The organism is Mesorhizobium sp. BR1-1-16 (genome assembly GCF_020165495.1).
Lineage (GTDB): Bacteria > Pseudomonadota > Alphaproteobacteria > Rhizobiales > Kaistiaceae > Kaistia.
The window spans coordinates 180,169-206,333 of record NZ_JAIUIE010000003.1 but is presented as its reverse complement, the minus strand read 5'-3'; the positions used below and the strand labels follow the sequence as shown (position 1 = coordinate 206,333).

Here is a 26,165-nt window from a genome sequence, read left to right as displayed (position 1 = left end):
CACAGGCAATATCTCGCGCCCACGAGCCGCCAGGCACGACACCGGGGCTGATCCCCGCAGGGCCTGCCGCCGCGATCCAAGGAGTCATCCATGAATGCCATCAATCGCGATCCTTTCCTCACTCATGACGTGAAGCTCGATCGCCTCGGCGAGGTCGCGGTGCGCGTCGGGCTCGGTCTGCAGCCGGGACAGGAACTGGTCATGACGGCGCCGATCGAGGCGCTGCCGCTCGCGCGCCGCATCACCGAGCACGCGTACAGGGCCGGCGCCTCGCTGGTGACGACGCTGTTTACCGACGAGGATTCGACACTGATGCGCTTCCGCTTCGCTGCGGATGGCACCTTCGATGTCGCCTCGGCCTGGCTCTATGAGGGCATGGCGTCGGCGTTCCGCGGCGGCGCCGCGCGCCTTGCGATCGCTGGTGAAAACCCGTCGCTGCTTTCGGCGCAGGACCCAGACAAGGTCGCGCGTGCCAACCGCGCCCGTTCGAAGGCTTATCAGCCGGCGCTGGAACTGATCGCCGGCTTCGACATCAACTGGACCATCGTTTCCTATGCCTCGCCGTCATGGGCCAAGGCGGTGTTCCCGGACGAGGCCGAGACGGTTGCCGTCGCCAAGCTCTGGGAGGCGATCTTCGCCGCCTCGCGCGTCGACCGCGTCGATCCGGTCGCCGCATGGGCGGAGCACAACAAGGCGCTGCATGCACGCACCAAGCTGCTGAACGACAAGCGCTATCATGCGCTGCATTTCACCGGGCCCGGCACGGACCTGACTGTCGGGCTCGCCGACGATCATGAATGGGAAGGCGGCGCTTCGACGGCCAAGAACGGCGTCATCTGCAACCCGAACATCCCCTCCGAGGAAGTGTTCACGACGCCGCACAAGGACCGCGTCTCCGGCACCGTGTCGAGCACGAAGCCGCTCTCCTACCAGGGCACGTTGATCGACGAGATCCAGGTGCGCTTCGAGGAAGGCCGTATCGTCGAGGCATCGGCCAAGTCGGGCGAGAACGTGCTTCGCAAGGTACTCGAGACCGACGAAGGCGCTGCGCGGCTCGGCGAGGTGGCGCTGGTACCGCATTCCTCGCCGATCTCGGCCAGCGGGCTGCTGTTCTTCAACACGCTCTATGACGAAAACGCCGCCTGCCACATCGCGCTGGGCCAGGCCTATGCCAAATGCATCCGTGGCGGCGACCAGATGACCGTCGAGGAGCTCGCTGAAAAGGGCGCCAATCGCAGCCTCATCCATATCGACTGGATGATCGGTTCGGGCGAAGTCGATATCGACGGCGTCTCCGCATCGGGCGCCGCCGAGCCGATCATGCGCAAGGGTGAGTGGGTCTGACCGTCAGCGGCGGCCGTCGCTCGCGCACATTTCTGTGAGGCCGACGGAAAGCGCCGGCCATCACCGCGGCCTCATGCCGCCACGCCCCTGCCGGCCTCAATCCGGCCAGATTTACGGCCTCATCACAGAGGCAACGCAATATCTGGGAAGGGCACGTCGCGGGCCGGCATTTGATCGGCCGGATCGCGAGGCCTCAGGGGTACCATGTCACAGGCTGCAACAGCCTCTCGCCATTCGGAAGGGGGACTCGAAGAGCCCCGGTCGGCTGCCGCCGGAGAGTCGGCATCGGACGCTGGCTTGGTTTCGCCGCGCCCGCGGCCGCTCGATCGGATCCTGGGCACACTGTCAGCCTGGAAGCCGGCCATTGGTGCTGCGGCCGGGCTGGCCGTCCTCGTCCTCGTGTGGCTCGCGATCAATCATCTGATCGGCGAGGTCGATTATGACGATGTGATCGACGCGCTGCATGCGACGCCGATCACGGCGATCGCGGCGGCGCTCGGCTTCACCGCTCTCTCCTTCCTGTCGCTCAGCATCTACGACTGGTCGGCGCTCAGCCATCTCGGCCGGCGCGTGTCCTATCCGATGGTGGCGCTGACGTCGTTCTGCGCCTATGCCGTGGGCAATACGGCCGGGTTCGGTCCGCTCACCGGCGGCGCGATCCGCTTTCGCTTCTATGGTCGCCTCGGCTTCGAGCCGGCCGACGTCGCCCGCATCGTCGCCTTCATCACGATTGCCTTCGGGCTTGGATTGGCGGGCGTGACCGCCCTCGGCCTTCTCTTCGATCCGGCCGATGTCGCGGCGCCGGTTGGACTGCCGCCTGCGATCCTGACGACGATCGGCTCGGCCATCCTCGCCGGTCTTGCCGCCCTGCTCGCCTGGTCGGCATTCGGCTCTGGCCGGATCGGCTGGCGCGGCGTCTCCTTCGCGCTGCCGACGCCTCGCATCATGCTGATGCAGTTCGGCGGCACGCTGATCGACGTCGTGACCTCCGCAGCCGTGCTCTGGGTGCTGCTGCCGCAGACCGATGTCGGTTTCCCTGCCTTCATCGCAATTTACGCGGTCGCGATCGGCCTCGGCGTCGCCAGCCACGTGCCCGCTGGCCTCGGAGTGTTCGAGGCGGTGATCGTCGCCGTCATCGGCCGCACAGCGCCGGTCGACCAGGTGCTGTCGGCGCTGTTCCTTTACCGCATCATCTATTACGGCGTGCCGCTCATCGCCGCCTCCGGCCTCGTCACGTCGCTGGAACTTCGCCGCGTCGCGGCCGGCACGCAGGCCTCGCGGGTGATCAAGGCGGGCGCGCATCTTTCGCCGCGCGTTCTCTCTGCTCTGACGCTCGCCATGGGCGCGGCGCTGATCTTCTCCGGCGTGACGCCTGCTGCCGACGAGCGGCTCGACATCCTCTCGAACATTCTCCCTCTGCCGATCCTGGAGGGCGCGCATTTCATCGAGAGCGTGCTCGGCCTTGGACTCATCGCGATCTCGCGCGGCCTCGCGCACAGGCTCGACGGAGCCTGGTGGGCCGCCGTCGTTTCGGTTGGCGTCGCGGTGGTGCTGTCGCTGCTGAAGGCGATCGCCATCACCGAGTCGATCGCGCTGGCGCTGTTGTTCATCGCATTGCTGGCGACGCGGCGCGAATTCAGCCGGCCTGCCTCGCTGTTTCATCAGCGGCTGACGCCGGGCTGGTTCTTCGCCATTGCCACCGTCATCGGCAGCGCCGTCGTCGTGCTGCTGTTCGTCTACAGCGATGTCGATTATTCGCGACAGCTCTGGTGGCAGTTTGAATTCTCCGAAGAAGCACCGCGCAGCCTGCGCGCTTTGCTCGGCGTCGTCATCGCCGCCGGCTCGCTGGCCGCCTGGTCGCTGCTCCGCCCCTCCAAGGGCAAGACCGGCACGCCGACCGACGCGGAAATTGCGGAAGCCGTCAACATCCTGGCCGAGCAGCCCTATCCGGATGCGAACCTCGCCCGCATGCGCGACAAGACCCTGCTGTTCTCGGAAGATCGCCGTGCCTTCATCATGTTCGGACGGCAGGCTCATTCCTGGGTGGCGCTGTTCGATCCCATCGGTCCGCGAGATGCCTGGCCGGGCCTCGTCTGGCAGTTCGTCGAGATGGCGCAGGCTGCCGGCGGCCGCGCCGTCTTCTACCAGGTCCAGCCGCACAACCTTTCGCTCTATGCCGATGCCGGCCTCAGGGCCTTCAAGCTTGGCGAGGCGGCGCAGGTCGAACTTGCGACGTTCGACTTGAAGGGTGCCAAACGGGCAGGGCTGCGCCATGGCAACAACCGCGCGACCCGCGAGGGTCTGAGCTTCGAGCTTCTGCCGCCCGAACGGGTGGCGGAGGAGATCGATGCGCTGCAGGGCGTGTCCAATCTCTGGCTCGCCGAGCACAAGGCGCGCGAGAAGCGCTTTTCGATCGGGGCCTTCGACCGCGGCTATGTCGCGGCGCAATCGGCAGCCATCGTTCGGCGTGAAGGGCGGATCATCGCATTCGCCACCGTCATGACAACGGCGCTGAAGCAGGAGGCGACCGTCGACCTCATGCGCTTTGCGCCCGACGCGCCGGCCTCGACGATGGAGTTCCTGTTCGTCAACCTGATGCTGGCGCTGAAGGGCGAAGGCTATCGCACCTTCGATCTCGGCATGGCGCCGCTTTCGGGGCTGACCGGCGGCCCGACCGCGCCCTTCTGGCACCGGATCGGCAGCGCCGTCTTCGATCACGGCGAGCGTTTCTACAACTTCAATGGTCTTCGTGCATTCAAGGCCAAGTTCCAGCCCGAATGGCAGCCGCGCTATCTTGCCGTTTCCGGCGGCGCGAGCCCGGTTCTGGTTCTGGCTGATGTCACCGTCCTGATCAGTGGCGGTCTCAAGGGAGTCGTCGGCAAATGATCCGTTTTCTCGCCTCGGCGGTCGTCGCGGCTGCATTCGCGTTTCCGGCCCTCGCGGACGACGCCCCGAAGCCGCTGCCGGAATTCACCGCCGGCCTGCTCGGCAAGCCGCAGATCCTGCTGCCGACAGTGCCCGTTACGGGCACCGTGGTCCTGTTCGCCGACAAGGATGGCTGGACGTCGGACGAGTCGAGCCTTGCCACCGACCTCCAGAAGAGCGGTGCCATCGTCGTGGGCGTCGATACGACCGCGATGTATGCCGGTCTCGAGGCCGACAAGGACGATGAGTGCATCTATCTCGTCGCCGATATCGAGGATCTGTCGCACCAGATCCAGCGCGCGCTCGGAACGCCGAATTATCATTCGCCGATCATCGCCGGCGTCGGCACGGCCGGGACGCTCGCGCTGGCCATCGCGGCACAGACGCCGGACGCCACCTTCGGCCATAGCGTCGTCGTCGACCCGACGCTGGCGCTGCCCTTGAAGAAGCCGCTCTGCACCGACGCGCCGCGTCAGGCGACCGCCGATGGCTCGATCTACGGCCTGGCCGAGGGCGATCTCACCAATCCGGTCGATGTGCTCTATACCAGCGCCGCGCCGAAGGATGGCCGTGATCATGTCACGACGTTGCAGGGGCAGGGTTTCGCGATCAAGTCGAAGGACGTGACGGAAGGCGCCTTTCCTGCGCTGAAGTCGCGCCTGACGCGGCTGCTGTCGCCGAAGCCCGACACGGACAATCCGCTGGCCGATCTGCCGCTCGTCGAGCTCCCCGCGCCCGTGCAGCACAGCTCGATGGCGATCATCTTCTCCGGTGATGGGGGCTGGCGCGATCTCGACAAGTCGATCGGCGACGCCTTCCAGAAGGAGGGTGTTCCAACCATCGGCGTCGATTCACTGCGCTATTTCTGGTCACGCAAGACGCCGCAACAGACATCGGCGGATCTTGCTCGCATCATCGATTACTACACCGAGAAGTGGGGTATCGATCATGTCGTCCTGGTGGGCTACTCCTTCGGCGCCGACGTGCTGCCCTCCGCCTATCGGTTGCTGCCGCCGGACGAGCAGAGCCAGGTGAGCGAGGTTTCGCTGCTCGGTCTTTCGGACCAGGTCGACTACGTCATCTCGGTCGGCGCCTTCCTCGGGACCAATTCGGGCGACGCCGAAACGCTGCCTGATATCAAGGCGATGAAGCCCTCGCTGATCCAGTGCTTCTATGGCGAGGAAGAAGATGACAGTCTCTGTCCGAAACTCGAGGGGACTGGCGTCGAATTGATCAAGACCACCGGCGGCCATCATTTCGACGGCGACTATGACGGGCTGGCGCGACGGATTCTCGACGGACTCAACCGGCGGCTCTCCGGCGCCGTCGAACCCGTCGCCGATCGATAGGCGCTGCATTTGAGCGGAGCCGGCGAGGCAAATGCAGTCGTGGACGGCGATCCCGCAGTGGCGCTGGCGGAGCCGGTGCCGCTCGCGGGCCCGGCTCCTCGCGGGAAAGCCGCGTCTGGCACGCTCGCTGCATCGTGGCGGACCGCCATGATGTCTTCCATCCTTCGCTTCGTCTTCGACGCCTCGCTGGTGCCGATCGCCGTGCTCGTCATCGTCGGGCGGTGGGGGCAGCAGGATTGGCTGTTCGAGATGACGAATTTCTTCCGACCGCATATCGCGGTCGCCGCCTTGCTGTTCGTCCTGCTGGCGGTCACGACGACGAGCGTGCCACGGATCGCCGTCTCTGTGCTGATCTTCGGCGCGGCACTGGTGCCGCTCATCTCGACCGGCCTGCCGAAAGCCGTGGCGGCGGCGGAGGGCAATCTCCGCGTGATGACGGCCAATGTGCTGCGGACAAACACTGACTTCGATCGCTTCCGACAGGTCGTGGCCGGAGCCGATCCTGACATCGTCGTGATGAACGAAGCGGTGCCGGCCTGGCGCCCGACCGCGACCAGCCTGCCCGGCCTCGGCTATGTCACGCAGCCTGACCCGAATAGCTCGGTCGTCGTCGTCAGCCGCTATCCGATGCGCTCCGCGCCTGTGCAACTGGTGCCGGCGGCCGCGCCCGATGGGCGGACCGGCGGCGCTCGCGCCGTGCGGGTCGAGATTGACCGGCCCGGCGCCATCCGTCCGCTCGTGCTCTACGCGATCCATGCGCCGACCACGCGGCTCGCGCGTGGCTGGTCCACCCGCAACGCCTATCTGAACCAGATCGCCGGCCGCATCCTGCGCGAGCCTGTCGGCACCGACGTCATCATGGCTGGAGACTGGAACACGTCATACTGGTCGCCCACGCTGGCCAGCATTCTGAGGAAGTCGGGGCTGGTTACCACCGAGCCCGGCCCCTGGCCGCAGCCAACGCGCTTTTTCCGGGAGTTCGGACTGCCTCCCGCGCTCGGCACGCCTATCGACCGCATCGCTGTCTCGAAGGATATTGGTCTCGCCGGGATCAAGGTCAGCAAGCCCTTCGGCTCGGATCATCTTGCGGTGATCGCCGAACTTGCGATCCCCTGACGCTCACCAGCCCGAACCGCCGCCGCCTCCTCCGCCCGATCCTGACGAACCGCCGCCCGACGAGCCGGAGCTCGACCCGGGCGCCGTCGAAGCCGAGGCCACGCTCTGCGACAGGCTCGATCCCAGCCGGTCGACAAGGCTGGAGGGGTCGCGATGCGAACTCGTCACATACCAGTTGGCGACCGCGGCTGAAGCCCCCGCGGTCGCGAGGACACCGGCGAATTTGGCGGCCCAGGCGTTTTCAACATCGAGCGCCACGGCATAAGGCAGATAGCGCTCGAACAAGACCGGCGTCTTCTCTGGCGGATGCAGGATCTCGAGGCGATGCTCCTCGGCGGTGCCGAGATAGTGGCGAAAACCTGCAACGGCATCGCGCAGCTTCTGGCCTGCCGCCGTCGGACTGCGCATCCAGCCGAATGACGAGACCAGCACCGGCAAGACCACCGCCGGCAGCAGCAGCGGCGCGGCGTCGAGCGGCGCAACGATCGTTCCGACAAAGGCGATGACGCCGGAACCGCCGAACGCGATCGCGAAGGCGCCGAGGAAGATCCATGTCAGCAGCCTCGAGAACAGCGATTGTCCGGTCTGGCCGGCGTTCAGGGCGATGCCGACCACGATGCCGGCGACCGAGGCGAAGAGCAGGCCGATGATGGCCTGGACGCCGCGATCACCGCCAATCGCCGTCACAAGGCCGAGCCCGGTCAGGAGATAGGTCAGCGCGGTCAGCAGCATGCCGATGGCCAGCCAGCCGCCATTCCAGTGGAAGATCGTGCCGGCATAGCTGCGCGCGAGGCCGCGCGACAGAGCCGCCTTCGCGGCTTGCAGCACCTGATGGTTCTTCTGCTCCAGCGGCACCGCGGCGGCACCACGAAACAGCGCGGCTTCCATATCGGCTTCGGGAGGGCCGACCGGCGCGGCGCTCTCCTGGCGGGAAACGACGAGGGTTGACCCGCTGTCGGCAAGCTGCAGGCGGCCATGAACGCCGAGATCGAGCAGGGCGGCCGTGAAAGCGCGATTGTCGAAGGCCATGGCCGAGACATAGCGGGCGGCAGCTGCCGAAATGCCTTCGGGCGGCGAGAACAGCGGCACCATCGGCCCGCGCGGTGGATCGCGGCCGACCTTCAGCCAGGCGAGGAAGAAATAGCCGAGCGTGAGGAAGCTGCCAGCGAGCGCGGCAAGGGCACCGAGATTATCTAGGAACCACCAGCGCGCGCGGCGCTCGAAGGAAGGCGGATCGACGATCCCCTTCTGCCAGGAGGCCGAAACGGTCAGGCCGCTGCCAACGGCGAGCGGCTCGGTCGTGCGGAAGAGCACGGTTCCCGGATGCGCGGTATCCCAGATCACGGAAGCTGCATGATCGCGCGATCCGGGCGGGCCGGTATAGGCGATGAAGTTCTGGAACGACACCGCCTCGGGGAGGGTGATCCGCGCTTCCGCGCTATCGATGGGAAATGTCCAGTCGGTTCCGGTCGCGTTCCAGGTCAGTTCGTCGAAATCGGGAAAGAAACCGATCTGCCGCGTCGTCCTGTAACGGATGACATAGTCATGCGGCCCGTGCGGAACGGTCGCGTCGGCGGAGCCGATGCGAATCCTTGTCCCGTTCGCGAGCGGTTCGAGGCTGTAAGGTTCGGCGTTGCCATCACGACTGACGCCCTGGACCGTAAAGCCGACAATGACCGAGGCGCCGCGCCTGTCCGTATAGCGGGTCGGAAAATCGCGGACGATGCCGTGCCGGATCTGGTCACCCTCGACCTCGATGCGGATCTGTTCCGTTACGCCGAGATCGCCATTGCGGGCGACGACGACGTCGCTGACGAAGGTGAGGATGCGCTCTTCGGCCCTGGCCGGCAGCAGCGCCACCAGCAGAACAAGGCCAGCGATGAGCAAGTGGCGCATCGCGGCCCTCAGAAGGTGACCTTGGGCGGGATCGATGCGGCCGCCCGATCCTCGATCTCGTAATAGGGCTCTTCACGGAAACCGAGCGTGCCCGCGACCAGCACGGCCGGGAAGGACTGGACCGAGGTGTTGAGGTCGCGCGCCGTCGCGTTGTAGTAGCGACGGGCCTTCTGCATTTCGTCCTCGATGGCGCTGAGTTCGGTCTGCAGCTGGCGGAAATTGGCGTCGGCCTTCAGCTCGGGATACGCCTCGGAGATCGCGATCAGGCGGCCAAGCGCCCCCGACAACGCAGCGTCGGCGGCGGCCTGGCTTTCGACATTGCCGGCTTTCATGCTGGCAGCGCGCTTTTCGGCGACGTCCTCGAAGATGCCCTTCTCGTGGGCCGCATAGCCCTTCACCGTCTCGACGAGGTTGGGGACGAGGTCGGCGCGGCGCTTCAGCTGTACGTCGATACCGCTCCAGCCCTCGCGGACGAGATTGCGCTGTCGCACGAGCTTGTTGTAGAGCGCGACCGCGTAGGCGCCGAGAACGACGATGATCGCGAGGACGATCCAGATGGTCATTGGTCCGATCCCATGATGGCGCTCTTCCGTCGATCCTAGCCTGTCCGGCCGTGAAATGCGCCTCCCATCGCCGCGATGCCTCGCGCGGCGTCAGCCTCCCGATTTTACCATCGCGCGATGAGGTCTGTTGCGATGCCGAGCCGTCGCTGCGCGTCAGCCGCCGGCGCGCAGCTTCTGCAGCAGCGTCGTGTCGGGATAGCCATCCGCCGGCAGGCCGAGCTCCAATTGCGCGGCGCGAACGGATGCCCGTGTGCCTGATCCGATCATGCCATCGGCCTTGCCGACGGGATGTCCGCGCACTGCGAGCAGCTTCTGCAATTCCTGCACCTCCTTGAAGGAGAGGCCATCGACATTGCCGCCGCGGCTGACGGGCGGCGCGCCGGCGAGGCGGGTCGCGTAATAGGCTGCGGTCAGGGCATAGACGAAGGACTGGTTCCACTGGAGGTAGACGTCGAAATTGGCATAGCCAAGAAAGGCCGGGCCATTGCGCCCCATCGGCAGGATCAGTGTTGCCGGCAGGCTGGCGGCGCCGAGCGTCGAGCCGGGAGCGGCGGTGATGCCGAGGCTCTGCCATTCGGCAACGCTCTTGCGGACCGAGAGATCGGACTGGGACCAATCCAACGTGGCGGGGACGCGGACTTCGGTCAGCCAGGGCTGGCCGCGCTGCCAGCCTTCATGCACCAGCAGAGCGGCGGCTGAGGCAAGCACGTCCGGGGTCGAATGCAGCAGGTCGCGCTTGCCGTCACCGTCATAGTCGACAGCGAAGTCGCGATAATGCGTTGCGAGGAACTGGACCTGGCCGAGTTCGCCGGCCCAGGGGCCCTTCATCTGTGCGGCCGTCAGGTCGCCGCGATCGATGACGGTGAGCGCCGCCATCAACTGATCGCGGAAAAGGTCCGAACGGCGGCAGTCATAAGCCAAAGTCGCCAGCGAGCGGAGCGTCGGCATATCGCCGAGATTGGCGCCGAAATCGGTCTCCAGACCCCAGAATGCGACGAGGACCGGCGCCGTGACACCGTAGTCCTTGTCGATGCGCGTGAAGAGCTTGGCGTTCGCCTTGATGAGCTGCGCGCCCTTCTGCAGGCGGTATTTCGCGACCATGCGATCGGAAAACTGCAGGAAATTCTGGGCGAAGACGTTCTGCGCGCGGTCCTTGGCGATGACATCGGGCGCATAGGACAGGCCATCCAGCGCGGAGGAGACAGTCGCTGGCGAAATGCCACTCGCCAGAGCCTGGCGTTCGAAGTCCTTCAGCCAGGCCGCAAAACCGGCACCGTTGGTGGCGCACGTCGCGGCCGAGGCAGCGCTCGCCGCTGCGATCGCGAGAAGCATTGTGAGGAGCCGCAGCCCGGCCTTCAGCATCGTGAAATCTCCGAAAGGCGTCATGTCCTTGGCGACACGTGACATTCCCGCGCCGGGAATGCAACGCCGATGCGGGCCTTCGGGTCGATCCGTGCGCCGCGTTACATGTCTGCCGCAGGATGGCGAGTACGATGGCGAGTACCTGGCGCGTCAGCAGCCCGACGCGCGAGCATTGTCGAAGCCGGCGACGAGCCTCTTCGGCGCGGCCATGCGCCAGGATCGCTCGACCAGCGGCGCCAACCGGTCTGCATCGATCGCGGCGAGGCGGATCAGCACATAGGGATAGCCGCGATAATGATCGGTGGTGAAGAACGCCTCGGGCTCGATCTCGATCAGGAAATCGCGCTCGTCGAGTTCGCAGCGGAGCGCGAAGACCATGCCCTCGTCGCGAATCCGGCCAAGGAACCGCTTGGCGACGACAAACGACATCGTGCCGTGATGCGTCGACTCCGCGACGCCGGGAAGCGCGAGGAACAGGCGGCGGAGGTCATCTGGGGTCGTCGCCATCATCTGGCTCCCGGCAAACGCGTGCGGCTGTGGCCGTTTTTACTCCGCGGCGATCTTGGCAGCGTCCAGATCGGCATAAAACAGGGCGCTGACGGATTCGCCGCTGTTGATGCGCCGCATCGCTTCGGCGAGGGCCGGCACTACCGACAGGACCGTCAGTTTTGGTACCCGCTTGGCAGCCGGCAGCGGTACGGTGTTGGTGCAGACAATCTCGACGATATCAGGCTCGGCCGCCAGGCGCTTGAGGCTTTCGCCGGCGAAAACGCCGTGCGTCGTAGCGATGCGAACCGAGCGGGCGCCGCCTGCCCGCAGATGCTGCAACAGTTCGAGTACGGAGCCGCCACTGGCGATCTCATCGTCGAGGACGATGACATCCCGGTCGCGAACATCGCCGATCAATGTCGATATGCGCACCTGCGTATCGCTGATGCGCTCCTTGGCTCCTGCCGCGACCGGAAGGTTGAGCCGCCGTGCGAAAGCAGCGGCGTTCTTGGCATTGCCGAGGTCCGGCGAGACGACGACGGCGCGGCTGAGATCGTAGGACTGGAAATGCGACGACAGCTCATCGAGCGCGTGCAGCTGGTCGACGGGCACGCTGAAGAAGCCGTGCACCTGCGGCGAGTGCAGTGTCATGGTCAAAACGCGGCTCGCACCGGCTGTCGACAGGAGATCGGCGACCAAGCGTCCGCCCAGCGAAATACGCGGGGCGTCCTTCTTGTCGGACCGCGCATAGGAAAAATACGGAATGACGGCCGTGATGCGCGCCGCTGAGGCCCCGCGCGCGGCGTTGAGCATCAGCATCAACTCAAACAGGTTTTCCTGCACCGGCGCCGTGAGCGGCTGGATCAGGAACACGTCCTGATCGCGGCAATTGGCCTGCAGTTGAACTTCGAGACAGTCGTTGGAAAAGCGCTTAAGCCGCGATGGCAGCAACGGGACCTTGAGATGAGCGCAGATTTCCTGGGCGAGATCGGGGTTTGCGTGACCGCTGAAGACCGCCAGTTCGCTCATAGATCCACCCCATGAAGCACTGGCGGCCGATTACCGGATTCGGCCGTCACAAGCAAACAGAGAGTGGATCCTGTTTCGTCTCAAGCCGCCTGCTGGCGCTGATAGTCCTTGATCTCGCTTGCGGTGATCGTCGGCGCCCGCTCGAGTTCGTAGCGGAGCTCGAAGGCGGAGGGGGCCATGAAGACCGGGGCGCCATCGAGATCGGAGGCCATCGAGCTGCGGTGCCGCTCCACGAACGTGTTGAGCGCGTCCTTGTCTGTCCCGGTGACCCAGCGGCAGACGGTGAAGCGGGACGGCTCGAAATCGATCGGCAGGCCGTATTCGACCTGCATGCGCTCCTTGAGCACATCGAGCTGCAGCGCGCCGACGACGCCGATGATGGCCGGCGAGCCGTCTTGCGGCACGAAGACCTGCACGACGCCTTCTTCGGCCATCTGCTGCAGCGCTTCCTTCAGCTTCTTGGCCTTCATCGGGTCCTGCAACCGGATGCGGCGGAGGATTTCCGGCGCAAAGCTCGGCACGCCGTGGAAGACGAGGTTTTCGCCTTCCGTCAACGTGTCGCCGATGCGTAGCGTGCCATGGTTCGGGATGCCGACCACGTCGCCGGCAAAGGCTTCATCGGCGAGCAGTCGATCCTGTGCGAAGAAGAATTGCGGACTCGACAGCGGGATCGGCTTGCCTGTGCGCACCAGCTTCGCCTTCATGCCACGCTGCAGGCGGCCCGAGCAGACGCGCAGGAATGCGATGCGGTCGCGGTGGTTTGGATCCATGTTCGCCTGGATCTTGAACACGAAGCCGGACATCTTTTCTTCGGTCGGCTCGACCATCCGCCCCTCGGCCTGCTGCGGGCGCGGGGAGGGGGCGAAAGCGGCGAGCGCGTCGATCAGGTCGTGGACGCCGAAATTGCGCAGTGCCGAACCGAAATAGACCGGCGTCAGATGACCCTGGCGAAAGCTGTCGGTGTCAAAGCCGTTACCTGCTCCCTCGATCAGTTCCATCTCTTCACGGAAGGTGGCTACGGCTTCCGGCGTGGTCAGGCCGTCGATCTGTGGATCGTTCGGGCCTGAGACCGGGATGACGGCATCGTCGGTGTCGATGCGGCGGACCGTGCGGGCGATGATGTCATAGGTGCCGGCGAAGTCGCGGCCCCGGCCGATCGGCCATGTCATCGGCACGGTGTCGAGCGCAAGCACCTTTTCGATCTCGTCGAGCAAGTCGAACGGGTCGCGCGTCTCGCGGTCAAGCTTGTTGACGAATGTCACGATCGGGATGTCGCGGAGGCGGCAGACCTCAAACAATTTCCGCGTGCGATCTTCGATGCCCTTCGCAGCGTCGATCACCATGACGGCGGAATCGACGGCGGTCAGCGTGCGGTAGGTATCTTCTGAAAAGTCTTCATGGCCCGGTGTATCGAGCAGGTTGAAAATCCTGCCTCCATACTCGAACGTCATCACCGAAGTGACGACCGAGATGCCGCGCTCTCGCTCAATACCCATCCAGTCCGAACGTGTCTGGCGACGATCGCGCTTACCCTTGACCTCGCCGGCGAGCTGAATCGCGCCGCCCATCAGCAGCAGCTTTTCGGTCAGCGTGGTCTTGCCCGCGTCGGGATGCGAGATGATGGCGAATGTCCGTCGGCGGTCGACGGGTCCGGTGGAGGCGTCCATAGGATCTGCGTGCTTCTGGCGATGTTCCGTGTGGCGCGCATGGTTAGACGACACGCGCGCGAAAGGCCAGCCCTCAGCGCTTGCGGACGAGCGCGGCGACGATAATGCCGAGCCAGCCGAGGATCATGGCCGTGCCGCCCCAGGGCGCTGCAAAGGCCAGCGCGGCGCTGCCGGAGAGATCGTGAAAGGCGAGCGCGCCGGCAAAGACGAGAAGGCCGAGTGCGATCAGGGCAGCCGCGATGGTCATCATGCGCCCCCGCGCCGCTCCATAAAGCCCGAGCGCCAGCAGGGCGGGGGCCTGCGCCATGGCCATCTGGCCTGCCGTGACCAGCCGCTCGGCGCCCGCGATATGGGCTCCGGCGGCGGCCAGCGCGACGCCGAGCGCGCCGGCAAGCCCGGCTGCCGCAAGAAGGGCGCGATCCATTTTCATCACCTCATTCGCATGCCGACGCTGGCGCAAGACGGCGCTGCGCCCTAAGTTCGCGTCCGGACCCTAAATCGATTCAGGAGAACGACTATGATCATCGTGACGGGAGGAAGCGGCCTCGCGGGCCGCGCCGTGGTCGAGGACCTTGTCTCGCATGGATATGAGGTGACGTCGATCGACAGCGCGCCGCAGCCAGCCGGGCAGGCGGCCAAATATTCGCGCACCGACTTGACCGATTACGGGCAGACCGTCGCAGCGCTCTCGGCCATCGATGAGCGCGTCTCGAATGTCGAGGGCATCATCCACCTCGCCGCTATTCCCGCGCCGGGCCTCGCGCCGAACCACGTCATCTTCGAGACCAACATGATCTCGACCTACAACATCTTCGAGGCGGCGCGCGTGCTCGGCATCCGCAACGTCGTCTGGGCGTCGAGCGAGACCGTGCTCGGCCTGCCGTTCGAAACGCCGCCGCCCTACGTGCCGGTCGACGAGGAATATCGCGGCCGGCCGGAGTCGGCGTATTCGCTGTCGAAGTTCCTCTCCGAGGAGATGGCGAAGGAATTCTGCCGCTGGGATCCCGCCTTCAAGATCTTCGGACTGCGCTTCTCCAATATCATGGCGCCCTATCGCTATTCGGAGTTCCCGGATTTCGACAAGGACATCAATCTGCGCAAGTGGAACCTCTGGGCCTATATCGACGCGCGTGACGCGGCGCAGGCCGTCCGCCTGGCGCTCGAATCGAAGCTCACCGGCGCCGAGGTCTTCATCATCGCCAACGAAGACGGCGTGATGGGCAAGCCGAACGATGAACTTCTCGACGAAGCCTTCCCCGGCGTGACGCGCAAGCGGCCGTTTGGTCCGCATGAGACGCTTCTGTCGATCGAGAAGGCCAAGTCGATGCTCGGCTACAAGCCGCTGTTCAACTGGCGCTGATGCTCTCACGGGCCGTCAGGGCGCCGAAAAGCGAATCGCGCTAGTCTGCCGTTCATTCCGGTTTCGGGCCTCTCGCGGCCGCGAGACCGGAATGCGCAATCGGGGGCTGGGCATGGGCAAGGGGCGCGTCGAGGCTTTCAGTGATGGCGTGATCGCAATCATCATCACCATCATGGTGCTGGAGTTGCACGCGCCCCACGAAACGACCCTCGCCGCCCTCGTTCCCGAGATCCCGATCTTTCTCAGCTATGTTCTCAGCTTCGTTTTCGTCGGCATCTACTGGACGAACCATCACCATCTCTTCCAGGTCGTGAAAAGCATTAACGGGGCGGTGCTGTGGGCCAACCTGTTCCTGCTGTTCGCGCTGTCGCTTATCCCGTTCGTGACGGCATGGATGGGCGAGAACCATCTCGAAGCCGTGCCGGTGGCCCTCTATGGCGGGGATCTTGTGATGTGCGCCCTGGCCTATGCCGTGCTGATGCACGTCCTTCTGAAACATGAAGGCGCTGGTTCGGGCCTGGCCCGTGCCATCGGGCACGATTTCAAGGGCTACCTTTCGCTGGTGCTCTATGTGATCGGCATCGCATTCGCCTTCATCGACATCCGCATTGCCATTGCATGCTACGCGGTCGTTTCCGTGATCTGGTTCGTGCCGGATCGGCGTATCGAGAAGGTGATCAGGTGACGCGTGGGTCAGTCGGCGAGTTCGCCGCCGGTGAGGTTCATCACCTCGGCGGTCACGGCCCGGGCATGGTCTGAAGCAAGAAGGACGGCGGCGTCGGCGATCTCGGCGAGGCGCGGCATGCGCTTGAGCATCGAGGCGGATGCGATCTTCGCTTCCTGCTCCTCAGGCGTGATGCCGGCATTCTCGGCATGTAGCCGTAGCGCCGCCGCAACGCCCGGCGTATCGGGCGAGCCGGCCGAGCGGATGCAGGCGACGCGGATTCCGTCCGGACCGAGCTCGACGGCAAGCTGGCGACATAGGGCCTCTATCGCGGCGCAGGCGACGCCGAAGCCGCCGACATCGACATAGGGCTTGCGGCCTGCCTGGGCGGTGAGCGCCAGGATCACGCCGGACCGCTGGCGCTTCATATGCCGCGCCGCCGCCGTTGCAGTCAGAAAATGCGTGCGCATCGCGTTGGCGACGGGCATCAGGAAATGTTCCGCTTCGATCGCGGTCAGCGCTCCACCCTGCGCGTCGCCGAGATCGATCACGTTGAATGAGATATCGATACCGCCGAGCGCGGCGACCATCTCGTCGCAATGCTCGGCGACGGCCTCAGGATTGAGGGCATCGACCGGCAGCACCCACGCCCAGCCCTCGGAGGCGCCGATGCGCGCTGCCACCGCTTCGAGGGGCGAGCGGCGCCGGCCGGCAAGTACCACGGTCGCGCCATGGCGGGCGAAAGCCTCGGCCACGGCACTTCCGACGGCACCGCCCGCGCCATAGATCACCGCTCGCTTGTTCTTCAGCATGCCGTCCTCCAGACCATCTTGTCAGCACTGACCAAGGACGTGCGGCGGCGGCGTTTCCCGACACCGGCTTGGGCGGGCGGGTCTACCGATATCTCACACAACGGCCGTTACGCCGCCGTCGACATAGAGAATGTGGCCGTTGACATAGCTCGATGCGTCGGAGGCGAGGAAGATCGCGGCGCCGGCGAGTTCGTCCAGTTCGCCCCAGCGGCCCATGGGCGCGCGCTGGGTCAGCCATGCATTGAAGCTTTCGCTTTCGACGAGCGCCCTGTTGAGTTCCGTCTTGAACCAGCCGGGGCCGATGCCGTTCACGTTGAGGCCGTGCTTGGCCCATTCGGCGCACATGCCCTTGGTCAGCATCTTGACCGCGCCCTTCGACGTCACATAGGGCGTGATGGTCGCGCGGCCGAGTTCGCTGGTGACCGAGCAGATATTGATGATCTTGCCGCGCCGGCGCGGGATCATGTGGCGCGCGACGGCCTGGCCGACGATGAAGGGCGCGTCGACATTGGTCTCCAGCACGCGGCGGAAATCCTCGAGCGGGAAATCCTCCAGAGGCAAGCGCTTCTGCAGGCCGGCATTGTTGACGAGAATGTCGATCGGTCCGATCTCGGCCTCGATCCGCGCCACTTCCGCTGTCACGGCATCGGGGTCAGTCACGTCGAAGGCAGCGGTCGAGACCTGGTCCGGGAAGGGCCCCCTCAGGGCTGCCGATGCCTCGACCAGCGCCGTCTCGCTGCGGCTGTTGAGCACAACCGTCGCACCGGCCTCGACCATCCCGCGCGCGATGGCGAGGCCAATCCCGCGGCTGGAGCCGGTGATGAGCGCGACACGCCCGGTCAGATCGAACAGCTTCATCGCCATGCCGGCCTCCCGCGTTTGACATCCGTTCATAGCCGCTTGACGGCAGCGGCGGCAACGCTCAAAAAACGAAGCCTTAAATCGATTCAGATCGCTGGAGCCGTTTCATGATCTATGTCGCCGCCGACCAACGCTACGACACGATGCGCTTCAATCGCGTCGGCCGCACCGGGCTCAAGCTTCCGGCCATATCGCTCGGGCTCTGGCACAATTTCGGCTACGACGGCAAGGTTGAGACAATGCGGGCGATGTGTCATCGTGCATTCGACCTCGGCATCACGCATTTCGACCTTGCAAACAATTATGGTCCGCCGCCCGGATCAGCCGAGGAATTCTTCGGCACGATGGTTGAGGGCGATTTCAAACCCTACCGCGATGAGATGATCATTTCATCGAAGGCGGGCTATTACATGTGGCCGGGGCCGTATGGTGAATGGGGCAGCCGGAAATATCTCTTCGCCAGCCTCGAGCAGAGCCTCAAGCGGATGAAGCTCGACTATGTCGATATCTTTTATTCGCATCGCTTCGACCCCGACACGCCGCTGGAGGAAACGATCGGCGCGCTCGACGCGATGGTCCGTCAGGGCAAGGCGCTCTATGTCGGCATTTCCAGCTATTCCTCGCAGCAGACGCATGAGGCTGCGGCGATCGCGCGCCGGCTCGGCACCCCGCTCGTCATCCATCAGCCGCGCTATTCGATGCTCGATCGCTGGACGGAGCGAGACGGGTTGCTCGATGCGCTGGAAGAGGAGGGCATGGGTTGCATCGTGTTCTCCCCGCTCGAGCAGGGCGTTCTTTCCGATCGCTACCTGAAGGGCATCCCGGCCGACAGCCGCGTGCGCCATTCGCATTTCCTGCAGGAAAAGGTGCTGTCCGAAGCCAATCTCGGCCGTGTCGCGGCGCTCGATGGCATTGCCAAGGCGCGCGGGCAGACGCTGGCGCAGATGGCGCTGGCGTGGGTGCTGCGCGATCCGCGCATGACATCGGCGCTGATCGGCGCGAGCCGCATTTCGCAGATCGAGGATGCCGTCAACGCGCTCGACAATCTCGCCTTTACGGCGGAGGAGATTGCAGCGATCGACGCGCATGCAATTGACGGAATGCTGAAAGGCTGAGGCCGACCGGCCTGTCAGATGACACCGGCCTTGTCGGCGAAGTGGAACATCTCCAGGCCGCCATCCCAGATCATGCGGAAGGCGACCCAGGCGATGACGAGCAAGCCGACATAAGCGATCCAGGGCGCGCGTTTCAGGATGCGCGCCACGAAGTTGGCGGCAACGCCCATCAGCGCGACGGAAAGCACGAGGCCGACGACGAGGACCCAGGTGTGATCCCGCGCCGTCCCGGCGACGGCGAGAACATTATCGAGAGACATCGAGACGTCGGCGATGACGATCTGGCTGAGCGCCTGGCCGAGGGTCTTGCCGCCGGTGGCGGCGGGCTGATCCTCAAGCGCGGCGTGTCCCTCGGCTTCTTCGGCGCCATGGCCATTGCGGATTTCGCGCCAGAGCTTCCAGCAGACCCACAGCAGCAGGATGCCGCCGGCCAGCGTCAGGCCGATCACGCCGAGCAATTTGGTCGCGAACAGCGCGAACATGATGCGGAGCACGGCCGCGGCGCCGATGCCGATGACGATCGCCTTGCGCCGCAGATCCTTCGGCAGTCCGGCCGCCGCCATTCCGACCACGATCGCATTGTCGCCGGCGAGTACGAGGTCGATCAGGACAACGGTTGCGAGCGCAACCAGTTCAGCGGTCACGAAATCCATCAACAAACGTGTCCTTGTCAGTCAGGCGAGGCTGCGGCGGGGCTGTCTTCCCTATCTGGGGTTGGCAGCGCGGGTTGTCCAGCCAGAACCGAAATTGCCTGCGTCGTCCTTTAGGCGGGGATCGGCGCAGCGGGATCGATCAGGCCTTCGGTGCGAAGATCGGTCCAGAGCGAAGGTGGAATATCGGCCGCAAACCAGGCGGCAATTTCGCCGACTTCGGCCGCCGAGCGCGGGCCGGGGATGACGCTTGTCACCAGCGGGCTGCCAAGGGGGAAGCGCAGCGCGGCGGCGGGCAGCGCGACATCATGCGCATCGCAGACCGCAGCGATCTTGCGGGCGCGCGTCATGATCGCCTCGGGCGCGCGGGCATAATTCCAGGTGTCGCGGCCGGCAAGGATGCCGGAATTGAACGGCCCTCCCACGATGATGCTGGTGCCCGCCTGCTCGCAAAGTGGAAACAGCGTGTGAAGCGGCTCCTGCTCCAGCAATGTGTAGCGTCCAGCCAGAAGAAACGCGTCCCACTGGCCGTATTTCGTCGCCTCCGCCAGCACCTGCCATTCATTGACGCCGAGGCCGATCGCCTTCACCGCGCCGGCGGAACGCAGCTCGTCGAGCGCGCGGTAGCCGCCCGCCATGGCGACCGGGAAGAACTCCGCATTGAGGGCCTCGCCATGCTGGTCGACGCCGATGTCGTGGATCAACAGCAATTCGATATGGTCGACGCCAAGCCGCTGGAAACTGTCCTCGAAGGACCGCATCACGCCGTCATAGGAATAGTCGTAGCGATGCTCGAAGGGCAGCGGGTTGACCCACTGGTCGCCGGCCGGCTGCGGCGCGACGCGTGGCTTCAGCATCCGTCCGACCTTGGTCGAGATCATGACGTCTGGATGGTGGCGCAGAACATCGCCGACGAGGTGCTCCGAGCGGCCATAGCCGTAATAGGGCGCCGTATCGACATAGCGAATGCCAAGCTCGACAGCCCGCTCGACGATCGCGCGGCCTTCGACATCGGAAATCGGCGGACTGACATTGCCGCCGAGCGTCGCTGTGCCGAGGCCAAGCGTCGAAAGCTGAAGTGATGTGCGACCGGCGGCACGGGTCTCGATCAGCATGGCATTCCTCCCGCGGCGGCCTTATGCGGCCTCCGATTTTCTTGTGACGTCCTGGGGCTTTCCGGCCGGCTTTGCCGACCGGCAATGCGCCGCGCCGAGCCCGGCTGCGGCGACGTTAGCTGTCCGCTTGCGAGCAAGGCAAGTGTACTCTGGCTCGCCGTCCCCAAGGTTGGATAGACTGGAAGCGCGAACCGTTCGCCGGAGAGGGGACCATGCTTTCGATCCGTGAGATGACGCGTGACGATCTCGACCGGGCCATGGATTGGGCCGCCGCGGAAGGCTGGAATCCGGGCCTTGACGATGCCTCGGCGTTCCATGCGGCCGATCCGGCCGGCTTCCTGATGGGATTTCTCGGTGACGAGCCAGTGACCGCGATCTCCGTCGTTGCTTACGGCGCGGCATTCGGCTTTCTCGGCCTTTATATCTGCCGGCCGGAGCATCGTGGTCGCGGCTTTGGCTGGCAGACCTGGCAGGCCGGAATGGCGCGGCTCGGCAAGCGGGTCATCGGGCTCGATGGCGTCGTCGCGCAGCAGGAGAACTATCGCCGTTCCGGCTTTACGCTGGCGCACCGCAACATCCGCTTCGGCGGCATCGTCGACTGTGAAACGCCGCAGGATCCCCGGCTGATGGTGGTTTCAGAAGCGCTGAAGCCTGCCGTCATCGCCTATGATGCAGCTCTCTTTCCGGCCGATCGTGCCGCCTTTCTCGATGTCTTTCTCGATGGCCGCGGCGGCCGGGTCGCGATTGCGTTGGTGGAGGATGGCAGCGCGCGTGGTTACGGCGTGATCCGGCCGGCGATCTCCGGCGCCAAGATCGGGCCGCTCTTCGCCGAGAGCGCCGAGGATGCCGACCTGTTGTTCCGGGCGCTTGCTGCGAGGGCTAAGGGCGCCACGGTCTATTTCGATCCGCCGGAGCCGAACGGGGCGGCGCTCGCGCTCGCCGCGCGCTACGGCCTCGAGCCGGCTTTCGAGACGGCGCGGATGTATCGGGGGCCAGCGCCCGGCCTGCCGCTCGACCGCATCTTCGGCATCACCAGCTTCGAGCTTGGCTGAACAGGGCGCCACCCGGGATTGCGACCAGCGGCCTGGCTTGCGATGATGCCAGCCGAGGTCACGGGGGACGTCCAGGATGCGTTGGTTGCCGAATCTTCTGTCGCGTTTCGTCCGAAACGGGCGCTTGACAGTCATATTTCATGACGGTCACAGACAGAGCTTCGGCAGCGGCGCCAACGGACCCGACGTCACCATTCGGCTGACCGATGCCAAGGTCGATCGCGAGATCTTTCTCAATCCCGAGTTGAAGTCGGCCGAGGCTTACATGGACGGCCGGATGGTCATCGAGGATGGCGGCACCGTCTTCGACCTGCTTTCGCTGTTCTCGGTCAATCGCACCGGCCTTGCGGCCCACCCGGTGCAGAAGGCGCTGCGCCGGGCGTGGCGCGCGCTGAAGCGGCGTCATCAGAACAACGCTCTCGGTCGTGCGGCCAAGAACGCCAGCCACCACTACGACATTCCGACTGCGTTCTACCGCCTGTGGCTCGACGAGGCGATGATCTATTCCTGCGCCTATTATACGGAGCCCGAGATCGGCCTTTCGCAAGCACAGAAGGACAAGCTGCGCCATATCGCGGCCAAGCTGAAGCTCGAGCCGGGCATGAGCGTCGCCGAGATCGGCTCAGGCTGGGGGGCGCTCGCGATCTATCTGGCCTCGGTTGCCGATGTGCGTGTCACCGCGATCAATGTCTCGCCCGAGCAGCTCGCCGAATCGCGCCGCCTCGCCGAAGCCGCCGGCGTCGCCGATCGGATCGATTTTCGGGAGGTCGACTACCGCGAGCTGGAAGGCCAGTTCGATCGCGTCGTCTCGATCGGCATGATGGAGCATGTCGGCGTCGGACATTTCGACACGTATTTCGACAAGATCCGCGGCTTGCTGAAGCCGGGTGGCTTCGCGCTCATTCACGCGATCGGCCGGATGTCGCCGCCCGGATCGACCGCGCCGTTCATCCGCAAATATATCTTCCCCGGTGGCTATGTGCCGGCGCTCAGCGAGGTCTTCGCGTCGCTGGAGCGCACGGGGATCTGGTGCGCCGACTGTGAGAATCTCCGCCTGCATTACTACTGGACGATCCGGGATTGGCGGCGCGGCTATGAGGCGAAGCGGACCGAAGCAGTCGCCATGATGGGCGAGCGCTTCTGCCGCATGTGGGATTTCTATCTCGCTTCAGTGGAGCTCGGCTTTCTCAACGGCTCCAATTTCGTGTTCCAGCTCCTGCTCGCCAATGAGCGCGACGCGGTTCCGGTCATCCGCGATTACATTGTCGACGAGGAAAGGCGGCTCGCTTCTTCAAGCGCTGCGTGAAGTCGTTCGCGGATTGATTCCGCCCGGCGACGCAAGTCCTTGGCGCTGAATCATTTTCAGGCGAGATCGATGCGTCGCATGTGATTGTCGAATTCGACAGCGCCGACTCGCGTGATCGGCTCGATCGTCTCGCCAGCAACCCGCATCAGGCGGCCATCGCCGGCGCTCGCCAGAAAACCTGCATCCGTGGCTCCGGCAAGGCCGCAGCCGTCGCGAAGGGTATGCGCGGCGTGCAGCGCCTTTCGAGCGGCGTCGAACACGAAGACCGTTCCGCCGATCGGCGAGGAGGCCGCGATCGCCGTTCCGTCGCGGCTCGCCACCACCGATCCGATATAGTTGCGGGCGAGCGGTGCGACGGCGTCCGGGAAGGGCAGGAGCAGCGCCTCGCCGTCGGCATCGATCCGTCCGACCAGCGGCGGGCGACGGCCCTTCTCGCCCTCCCATTGGCAGCCGAACCAGAGCGCGCCGCTGCCGTCGAAGGCCATGTGCCGCGTCGAAAGCTGGTTGAGCCCCGCCTCGAGCCGCGTCTCGCCCTGGAGTTCGCCGGACGCGCTGTCGATGCGCACGATCGAGGGCCGCATATCCGCAACATTGAGCTTCTGACGGCCGAACTCCGGATGGGTCTCGATGCCGCCATTGGCGACAACCAGCGTGCGGCCATCGGGCGCCAGCAGGATTTCATGCGAATCCATGCCGTGCGTTTCGAATTCGCCGATCCGGCCATAGCCGCCGGATGCGTCATAGACACCGATCACGCCGCGCGGCTGCTCACCGGTGAAGACATTCTCTGTCGTGTAGAGCAGACGTCCGTCGGCCGAAAATGCGCCGTGGCCGAAAAAATGATGACCCTCGGGCGGGCGGATGGTGGCGAGCGGGGTCAGGTTGCGCCCATCGACGACGACGGCGAAATAACCAGGGCGCCTCGCGAAGACGGCGACGCGATGATGGGCGGCGTCGACCGCAATGTCATGGCCGCGACCAGCGAGCGGCATGCGGCCGATCTCGCGGCCGTGCTCGTCGATGAGAAGCAAGGCATGCTGGCGCGGGCCGACGCGGACGGAACTCAGGAAGACAGCGTGTTCCGCGACGCCGGACTCCGTCTCGAAGCCGAGCACCGCGGCAAGACCTTCGCGCATCCGGCGGAACAGCTGTGCCATCTCAGTCGCCGTCAAGGGCATTGAAGCCGGGCGAGATGCCGGCCTCGGCGGGGAAGCGGAAACTGTAGAGGTCCTCCAGCGCCTTCAGGGCGTCGAAGGCGTCCCGCAGGTGCTTGTAGCTGGCGGCATTCGCAAAGGCCGCCTGCCAGGAGGGACTCGCGGTGATGCCGGCGCGATAAGCCGCGAAACCGGCGCTGCTCGCGGCGCCGAGCTTTGGCGCCTCTGTCGGCGTCAGGCTGAAGAGATCAGCCGCGCGGGCGATTTCCTCGATCGCGGCGCCCGAAGCTGCCAGATAGGCGAGCGCATTGCCGGAGGCGACGAAGGCGGCGCGGTTCGGCTTGGCGGCGGCGAAGTCTTCGCCGAGTGCCGGCAGCATGCGCTGGTCGCGGATCTGCAGCAGGCCGGTGGTGATCGCTTTCAGGATTTCGATCACCGGCTCCTCGGCGTCGCGATAGACGATATTGCTGCCGCCTGGCTGTTCCATCAGCGCCTGCCAGCCGCCCGGCTTCGTCCAGCCGTCGAGCGTGTCGCGCGCGATCTGGTCGAGATTGCCTGCGATGGCAGCCGCGAGGCGCCATCGATAGTCACGGGTCTCGGCGTCGCTATCGGCCGTGAAGATGAGGCTCTCCAGCGCGGGCAGGCCCTGCACGGCGGCGGATAGCTTTGCCACTGCCCCCGGTTCCAGCTGGGTCGGATCGGGGGTCGCAAGCATGCGGCGGAGCTGGCGCGCACCCGTGCCGTGCCGGTCCGGATAATAGGAAAACTTCTCGAGCCGGCCCTGCTCGGCCATAGGGCCGAAGCGCAGGAAATCGACCTTGGCGAAGGCGGCAATGACGGCCGAGAACGCCGCGCGGGTCGCGTCGTCCGGCGCGGCGGGGGCTTGAGGTGCCGCCGCGTCGATTGCGGCGACTAGCTTTGCGGTCGCGGCGGCAAGATCCTTGTAGGCCGGTATGATGAAGTCCTCGACGGCCCGCCTGGTGACGGCATTGAGCGCGTCCGGTGTCAGCGGCGTCGGCGCAACGGTCACCACCGGCGGTTCGGGCCCAAGGTCCTGAGGTTCCCCGGTTGCGGCGGCGAACGCCTTGCGCGCCATAAGCGCCAATGGGGAAAGCAGCAGGAACCTCTTGGTAATCGCGATCATAGCCTGTCCAGAAAAGAGAGCAGCCGCATGCGGTCGTCGGCCGATAATGCGCCGTAATTGGCACGGGCGCGTGACGCCTCGCCACCATGCGCCCGGATCGCTGCGTCCACCGTCGCGGCGCGGCCGTCGTGAAGATAGCGCGTCTCGGTATCGCGGCGAAGGGCAAGCGCGATCAGCGGCGCCGTGCGCCATTCGGACGAGCGCACGCCAGGCTCGCCGACGCCGTCATCGAGGTCCGGTCCCATGTCGTGCAACAGCAGGTCGCTATAGAGCGCGACGGTGCCGCCGCCGGTTCGCGGCAGCGAGGGGACATGGCACGCCGCGCAGCCGGTCGCGGCGAACAGCGCCAATGCAGGATCGTCCGTCGCCGGCGGGGTCGGCGCGGCGAGCCCGTCGAGATAGGCCGTTATCAGGCCGACCATTTGCTGCGAAACCTCTTCGCCATCGAAGCTGGCATCGCGCCCATCCGGCGCCGCGCGGCAAGCCGCCTCGGCGGCCGTGCAATCGCCTGAGGGATGGGGACTGAGCGGGCTCGACATGCCGATATCGAGCATGAACGCATCGGCAACCTGCTGATCGAGCGTCGCCGCCGATGCCTTCCAGCCATAGCGTCCGATCGAGCCATCCGCGAGGCGGCGGGCATGGCCGGAAATGCCGTCTCCATTCCGATCGTCCGGGTCCTCGCGCGCAAGGATCGCGGTCTCGTCCACCAAGGCGATGCGCCCGATGCCGGCGAGCGGCGGCGCGAGACGCGGACCAAGCCGGGTGCCCGGCGCGAGCGCTCCGAAAGCCGGCGCGAAGGAGACCGCCATCGGGAGGCCTTCATGCGCGCGGTAGGTCACCGTGCCTTCGCTTTCGAGGCCGGGCACGGAGCGTGGCTGGATCTGCCGACCATAGACGGGATCGGGCCGGCCATCCGCATTGCCGAGCCGGGTTGTGAGACCGTGCGCCGTGACGGTGCCATCAGGTGCAGCCTGCAATCGAGCCGAGAACGCCTTGCCGGTGTGGCAGGTGATGCAGCCCTTCTCGGTGAAGAGTGGCCCGAGCCCGTCATTGGCCAGGGTCGAGGACGGGGCGGCGACCCACTGGCGATCGAACAGCGCCTTGCCCATCGCGCGCTCGAGCCCATCGGCCAGCGCGAAGCCGGGCAGCACGAGAAGCGCTGCCAGCAGCAGGCGGCCCCGGCGCATGT

At 65.6% G+C, this 26,165-nt stretch carries 23 protein-coding genes; 9 read left to right on the top strand and 14 right to left on the bottom strand.

Going from position 1 to position 26,165, the window contains the following annotated elements:
- Nucleotides 1-90: 90 nt before the first annotated feature.
- The 4 genes from LB518_RS09465 to LB518_RS09450 all read left to right on the top strand — a co-directional run bounded on the left by LB518_RS09465 (nt 91) and on the right by LB518_RS09450 (nt 6,734).
- Nucleotides 91-1,344 (top strand): aminopeptidase, encoded by a 1,254-nt coding sequence (locus LB518_RS09465; RefSeq protein WP_224576438.1) that lies wholly within the window; start codon nt 91-93, stop codon nt 1,342-1,344.
- Between the two features lie 297 nt (nt 1,345-1,641).
- Nucleotides 1,642-4,230, top strand: a complete 2,589-nt coding sequence (gene mprF, locus LB518_RS09460) for a bifunctional lysylphosphatidylglycerol flippase/synthetase MprF (RefSeq protein WP_224576437.1) — start codon at nt 1,642-1,644, stop codon at nt 4,228-4,230.
- Nucleotides 4,227-5,618, top strand: coding sequence for a virulence factor family protein (locus tag LB518_RS09455; protein ID WP_224576435.1), 1,392 nt, complete (start codon nt 4,227-4,229; stop codon nt 5,616-5,618). The genes mprF and LB518_RS09455 overlap by 4 nt, the downstream gene beginning before the upstream one ends.
- Nucleotides 5,619-5,768: 150 nt before the next feature.
- Nucleotides 5,769-6,734 (top strand): endonuclease/exonuclease/phosphatase family protein, encoded by a 966-nt coding sequence (locus LB518_RS09450; protein WP_224576433.1) that lies wholly within the window; start codon nt 5,769-5,771, stop codon nt 6,732-6,734.
- Nucleotides 6,735-6,737: 3 nt separating this feature from the next.
- Here the strand turns inward: LB518_RS09450 and LB518_RS09445 are convergent, their stop codons facing one another.
- The 7 genes from LB518_RS09445 to LB518_RS09415 form a co-directional block, all read right to left on the bottom strand.
- On the bottom strand, nt 6,738-8,630 hold the full coding sequence (locus LB518_RS09445) for a DUF2207 domain-containing protein (protein WP_224576431.1): 1,893 nt from the start codon (nt 8,628-8,630) through the stop codon (nt 6,738-6,740).
- An 8-nt stretch (nt 8,631-8,638) separates the two neighbouring features.
- Nucleotides 8,639-9,187, bottom strand: a complete 549-nt coding sequence (locus LB518_RS09440) for a LemA family protein (RefSeq protein WP_224577112.1) — start codon at nt 9,185-9,187, stop codon at nt 8,639-8,641.
- Nucleotides 9,188-9,346: 159 nt separating this feature from the next.
- Nucleotides 9,347-10,600, bottom strand: coding sequence for a lytic murein transglycosylase (locus LB518_RS09435; RefSeq protein WP_224576429.1), 1,254 nt, complete (start codon nt 10,598-10,600; stop codon nt 9,347-9,349).
- Between the two features lie 105 nt (nt 10,601-10,705).
- Complete coding sequence (locus LB518_RS09430) at nt 10,706-11,062, bottom strand: MmcQ/YjbR family DNA-binding protein (RefSeq protein WP_224576427.1); 357 nt, start codon at nt 11,060-11,062, stop codon at nt 10,706-10,708.
- Nucleotides 11,063-11,101: 39 nt separating this feature from the next.
- The gene (locus LB518_RS09425) at nt 11,102-12,073 is read right to left on the bottom strand and encodes a ribose-phosphate diphosphokinase (RefSeq protein WP_224576425.1); all 972 of its coding nucleotides are present in this window, start codon (nt 12,071-12,073) and stop codon (nt 11,102-11,104) included.
- Nucleotides 12,074-12,153: 80 nt separating this feature from the next.
- On the bottom strand, nt 12,154-13,740 hold the full coding sequence (locus LB518_RS09420; protein ID WP_224576423.1) for a peptide chain release factor 3: 1,587 nt from the start codon (nt 13,738-13,740) through the stop codon (nt 12,154-12,156).
- A gap of 73 nt (nt 13,741-13,813) precedes the next feature.
- Complete coding sequence (locus LB518_RS09415) at nt 13,814-14,164, bottom strand: DUF423 domain-containing protein (protein ID WP_224576420.1); 351 nt, start codon at nt 14,162-14,164, stop codon at nt 13,814-13,816.
- 93 nt (nt 14,165-14,257) lie between these two features.
- Between LB518_RS09415 and LB518_RS09410 the strand changes: the two genes are divergently transcribed.
- Nucleotides 14,258-15,100, top strand: a complete 843-nt coding sequence (locus LB518_RS09410; protein WP_224576418.1) for an NAD-dependent epimerase/dehydratase family protein — start codon at nt 14,258-14,260, stop codon at nt 15,098-15,100.
- A 91-nt stretch (nt 15,101-15,191) separates the two neighbouring features.
- Complete coding sequence (locus tag LB518_RS09405) at nt 15,192-15,785, top strand: TMEM175 family protein (RefSeq protein ID WP_224576416.1); 594 nt, start codon at nt 15,192-15,194, stop codon at nt 15,783-15,785.
- 8 nt (nt 15,786-15,793) lie between these two features.
- Here the strand turns inward: LB518_RS09405 and LB518_RS09400 are convergent, their stop codons facing one another.
- Both LB518_RS09400 and LB518_RS09395 read right to left on the bottom strand, forming a co-directional pair.
- Nucleotides 15,794-16,576 (bottom strand): SDR family NAD(P)-dependent oxidoreductase, encoded by a 783-nt coding sequence (locus LB518_RS09400; RefSeq protein ID WP_224576406.1) that lies wholly within the window; start codon nt 16,574-16,576, stop codon nt 15,794-15,796.
- Nucleotides 16,577-16,669: 93 nt separating this feature from the next.
- Nucleotides 16,670-17,440: a glucose 1-dehydrogenase gene (locus LB518_RS09395; protein ID WP_224576404.1), complete on the bottom strand. Its 771-nt coding sequence runs from the start codon at nt 17,438-17,440 to the stop codon at nt 16,670-16,672.
- A 104-nt stretch (nt 17,441-17,544) separates the two neighbouring features.
- On the opposite strand from LB518_RS09395, the gene mgrA reads away from it, so the two are divergent.
- Complete coding sequence (gene mgrA / locus LB518_RS09390) at nt 17,545-18,552, top strand: L-glyceraldehyde 3-phosphate reductase (RefSeq protein WP_224576402.1); 1,008 nt, start codon at nt 17,545-17,547, stop codon at nt 18,550-18,552.
- Nucleotides 18,553-18,566: 14 nt separating this feature from the next.
- Here mgrA and LB518_RS09385 read toward each other — a convergent pair whose 3' ends face one another.
- Nucleotides 18,567-19,205 carry a TerC family protein gene (locus LB518_RS09385; RefSeq protein WP_502845813.1) on the bottom strand — a complete coding sequence of 213 codons (639 nt, stop codon included), beginning with the start codon at nt 19,203-19,205 and terminating at the stop codon, nt 18,567-18,569.
- A gap of 110 nt (nt 19,206-19,315) precedes the next feature.
- Nucleotides 19,316-20,317 (bottom strand): aldo/keto reductase, encoded by a 1,002-nt coding sequence (locus tag LB518_RS09380; protein ID WP_224576398.1) that lies wholly within the window; start codon nt 20,315-20,317, stop codon nt 19,316-19,318.
- Nucleotides 20,318-20,529: 212 nt separating this feature from the next.
- On the opposite strand from LB518_RS09380, the gene LB518_RS09375 reads away from it, so the two are divergent.
- Together LB518_RS09375 and LB518_RS09370 are read left to right on the top strand one after the other, a co-directional pair.
- Nucleotides 20,530-21,369 (top strand): GNAT family N-acetyltransferase, encoded by an 840-nt coding sequence (locus LB518_RS09375; RefSeq protein WP_224576396.1) that lies wholly within the window; start codon nt 20,530-20,532, stop codon nt 21,367-21,369.
- A gap of 76 nt (nt 21,370-21,445) precedes the next feature.
- Nucleotides 21,446-22,675 carry an SAM-dependent methyltransferase gene (locus LB518_RS09370; RefSeq protein WP_224576394.1) on the top strand — a complete coding sequence of 410 codons (1,230 nt, stop codon included), beginning with the start codon at nt 21,446-21,448 and terminating at the stop codon, nt 22,673-22,675.
- Between the two features lie 56 nt (nt 22,676-22,731).
- Here the strand turns inward: LB518_RS09370 and LB518_RS09365 are convergent, their stop codons facing one another.
- Genes LB518_RS09365 through LB518_RS09355 form a run of 3 tightly spaced genes read right to left on the bottom strand, consistent with a single transcriptional unit; the run spans nt 22,732 to nt 26,163 of the window.
- A complete protein-coding gene (locus tag LB518_RS09365; protein WP_224576392.1) occupies nt 22,732-23,832 on the bottom strand; it encodes a DUF1513 domain-containing protein in 1,101 nt (366 codons plus the stop codon).
- 1 nt (nt 23,833) lies between these two features.
- Nucleotides 23,834-24,973, bottom strand: a complete 1,140-nt coding sequence (locus tag LB518_RS09360) for an imelysin family protein (RefSeq protein ID WP_224576390.1) — start codon at nt 24,971-24,973, stop codon at nt 23,834-23,836.
- Nucleotides 24,970-26,163, bottom strand: a complete 1,194-nt coding sequence (locus LB518_RS09355) for a di-heme oxidoredictase family protein (RefSeq protein WP_224576388.1) — start codon at nt 26,161-26,163, stop codon at nt 24,970-24,972. Before LB518_RS09355 ends, LB518_RS09360 begins: the two co-directional genes overlap by 4 nt.
- Nucleotides 26,164-26,165: the final 2 nt, after the last annotated feature.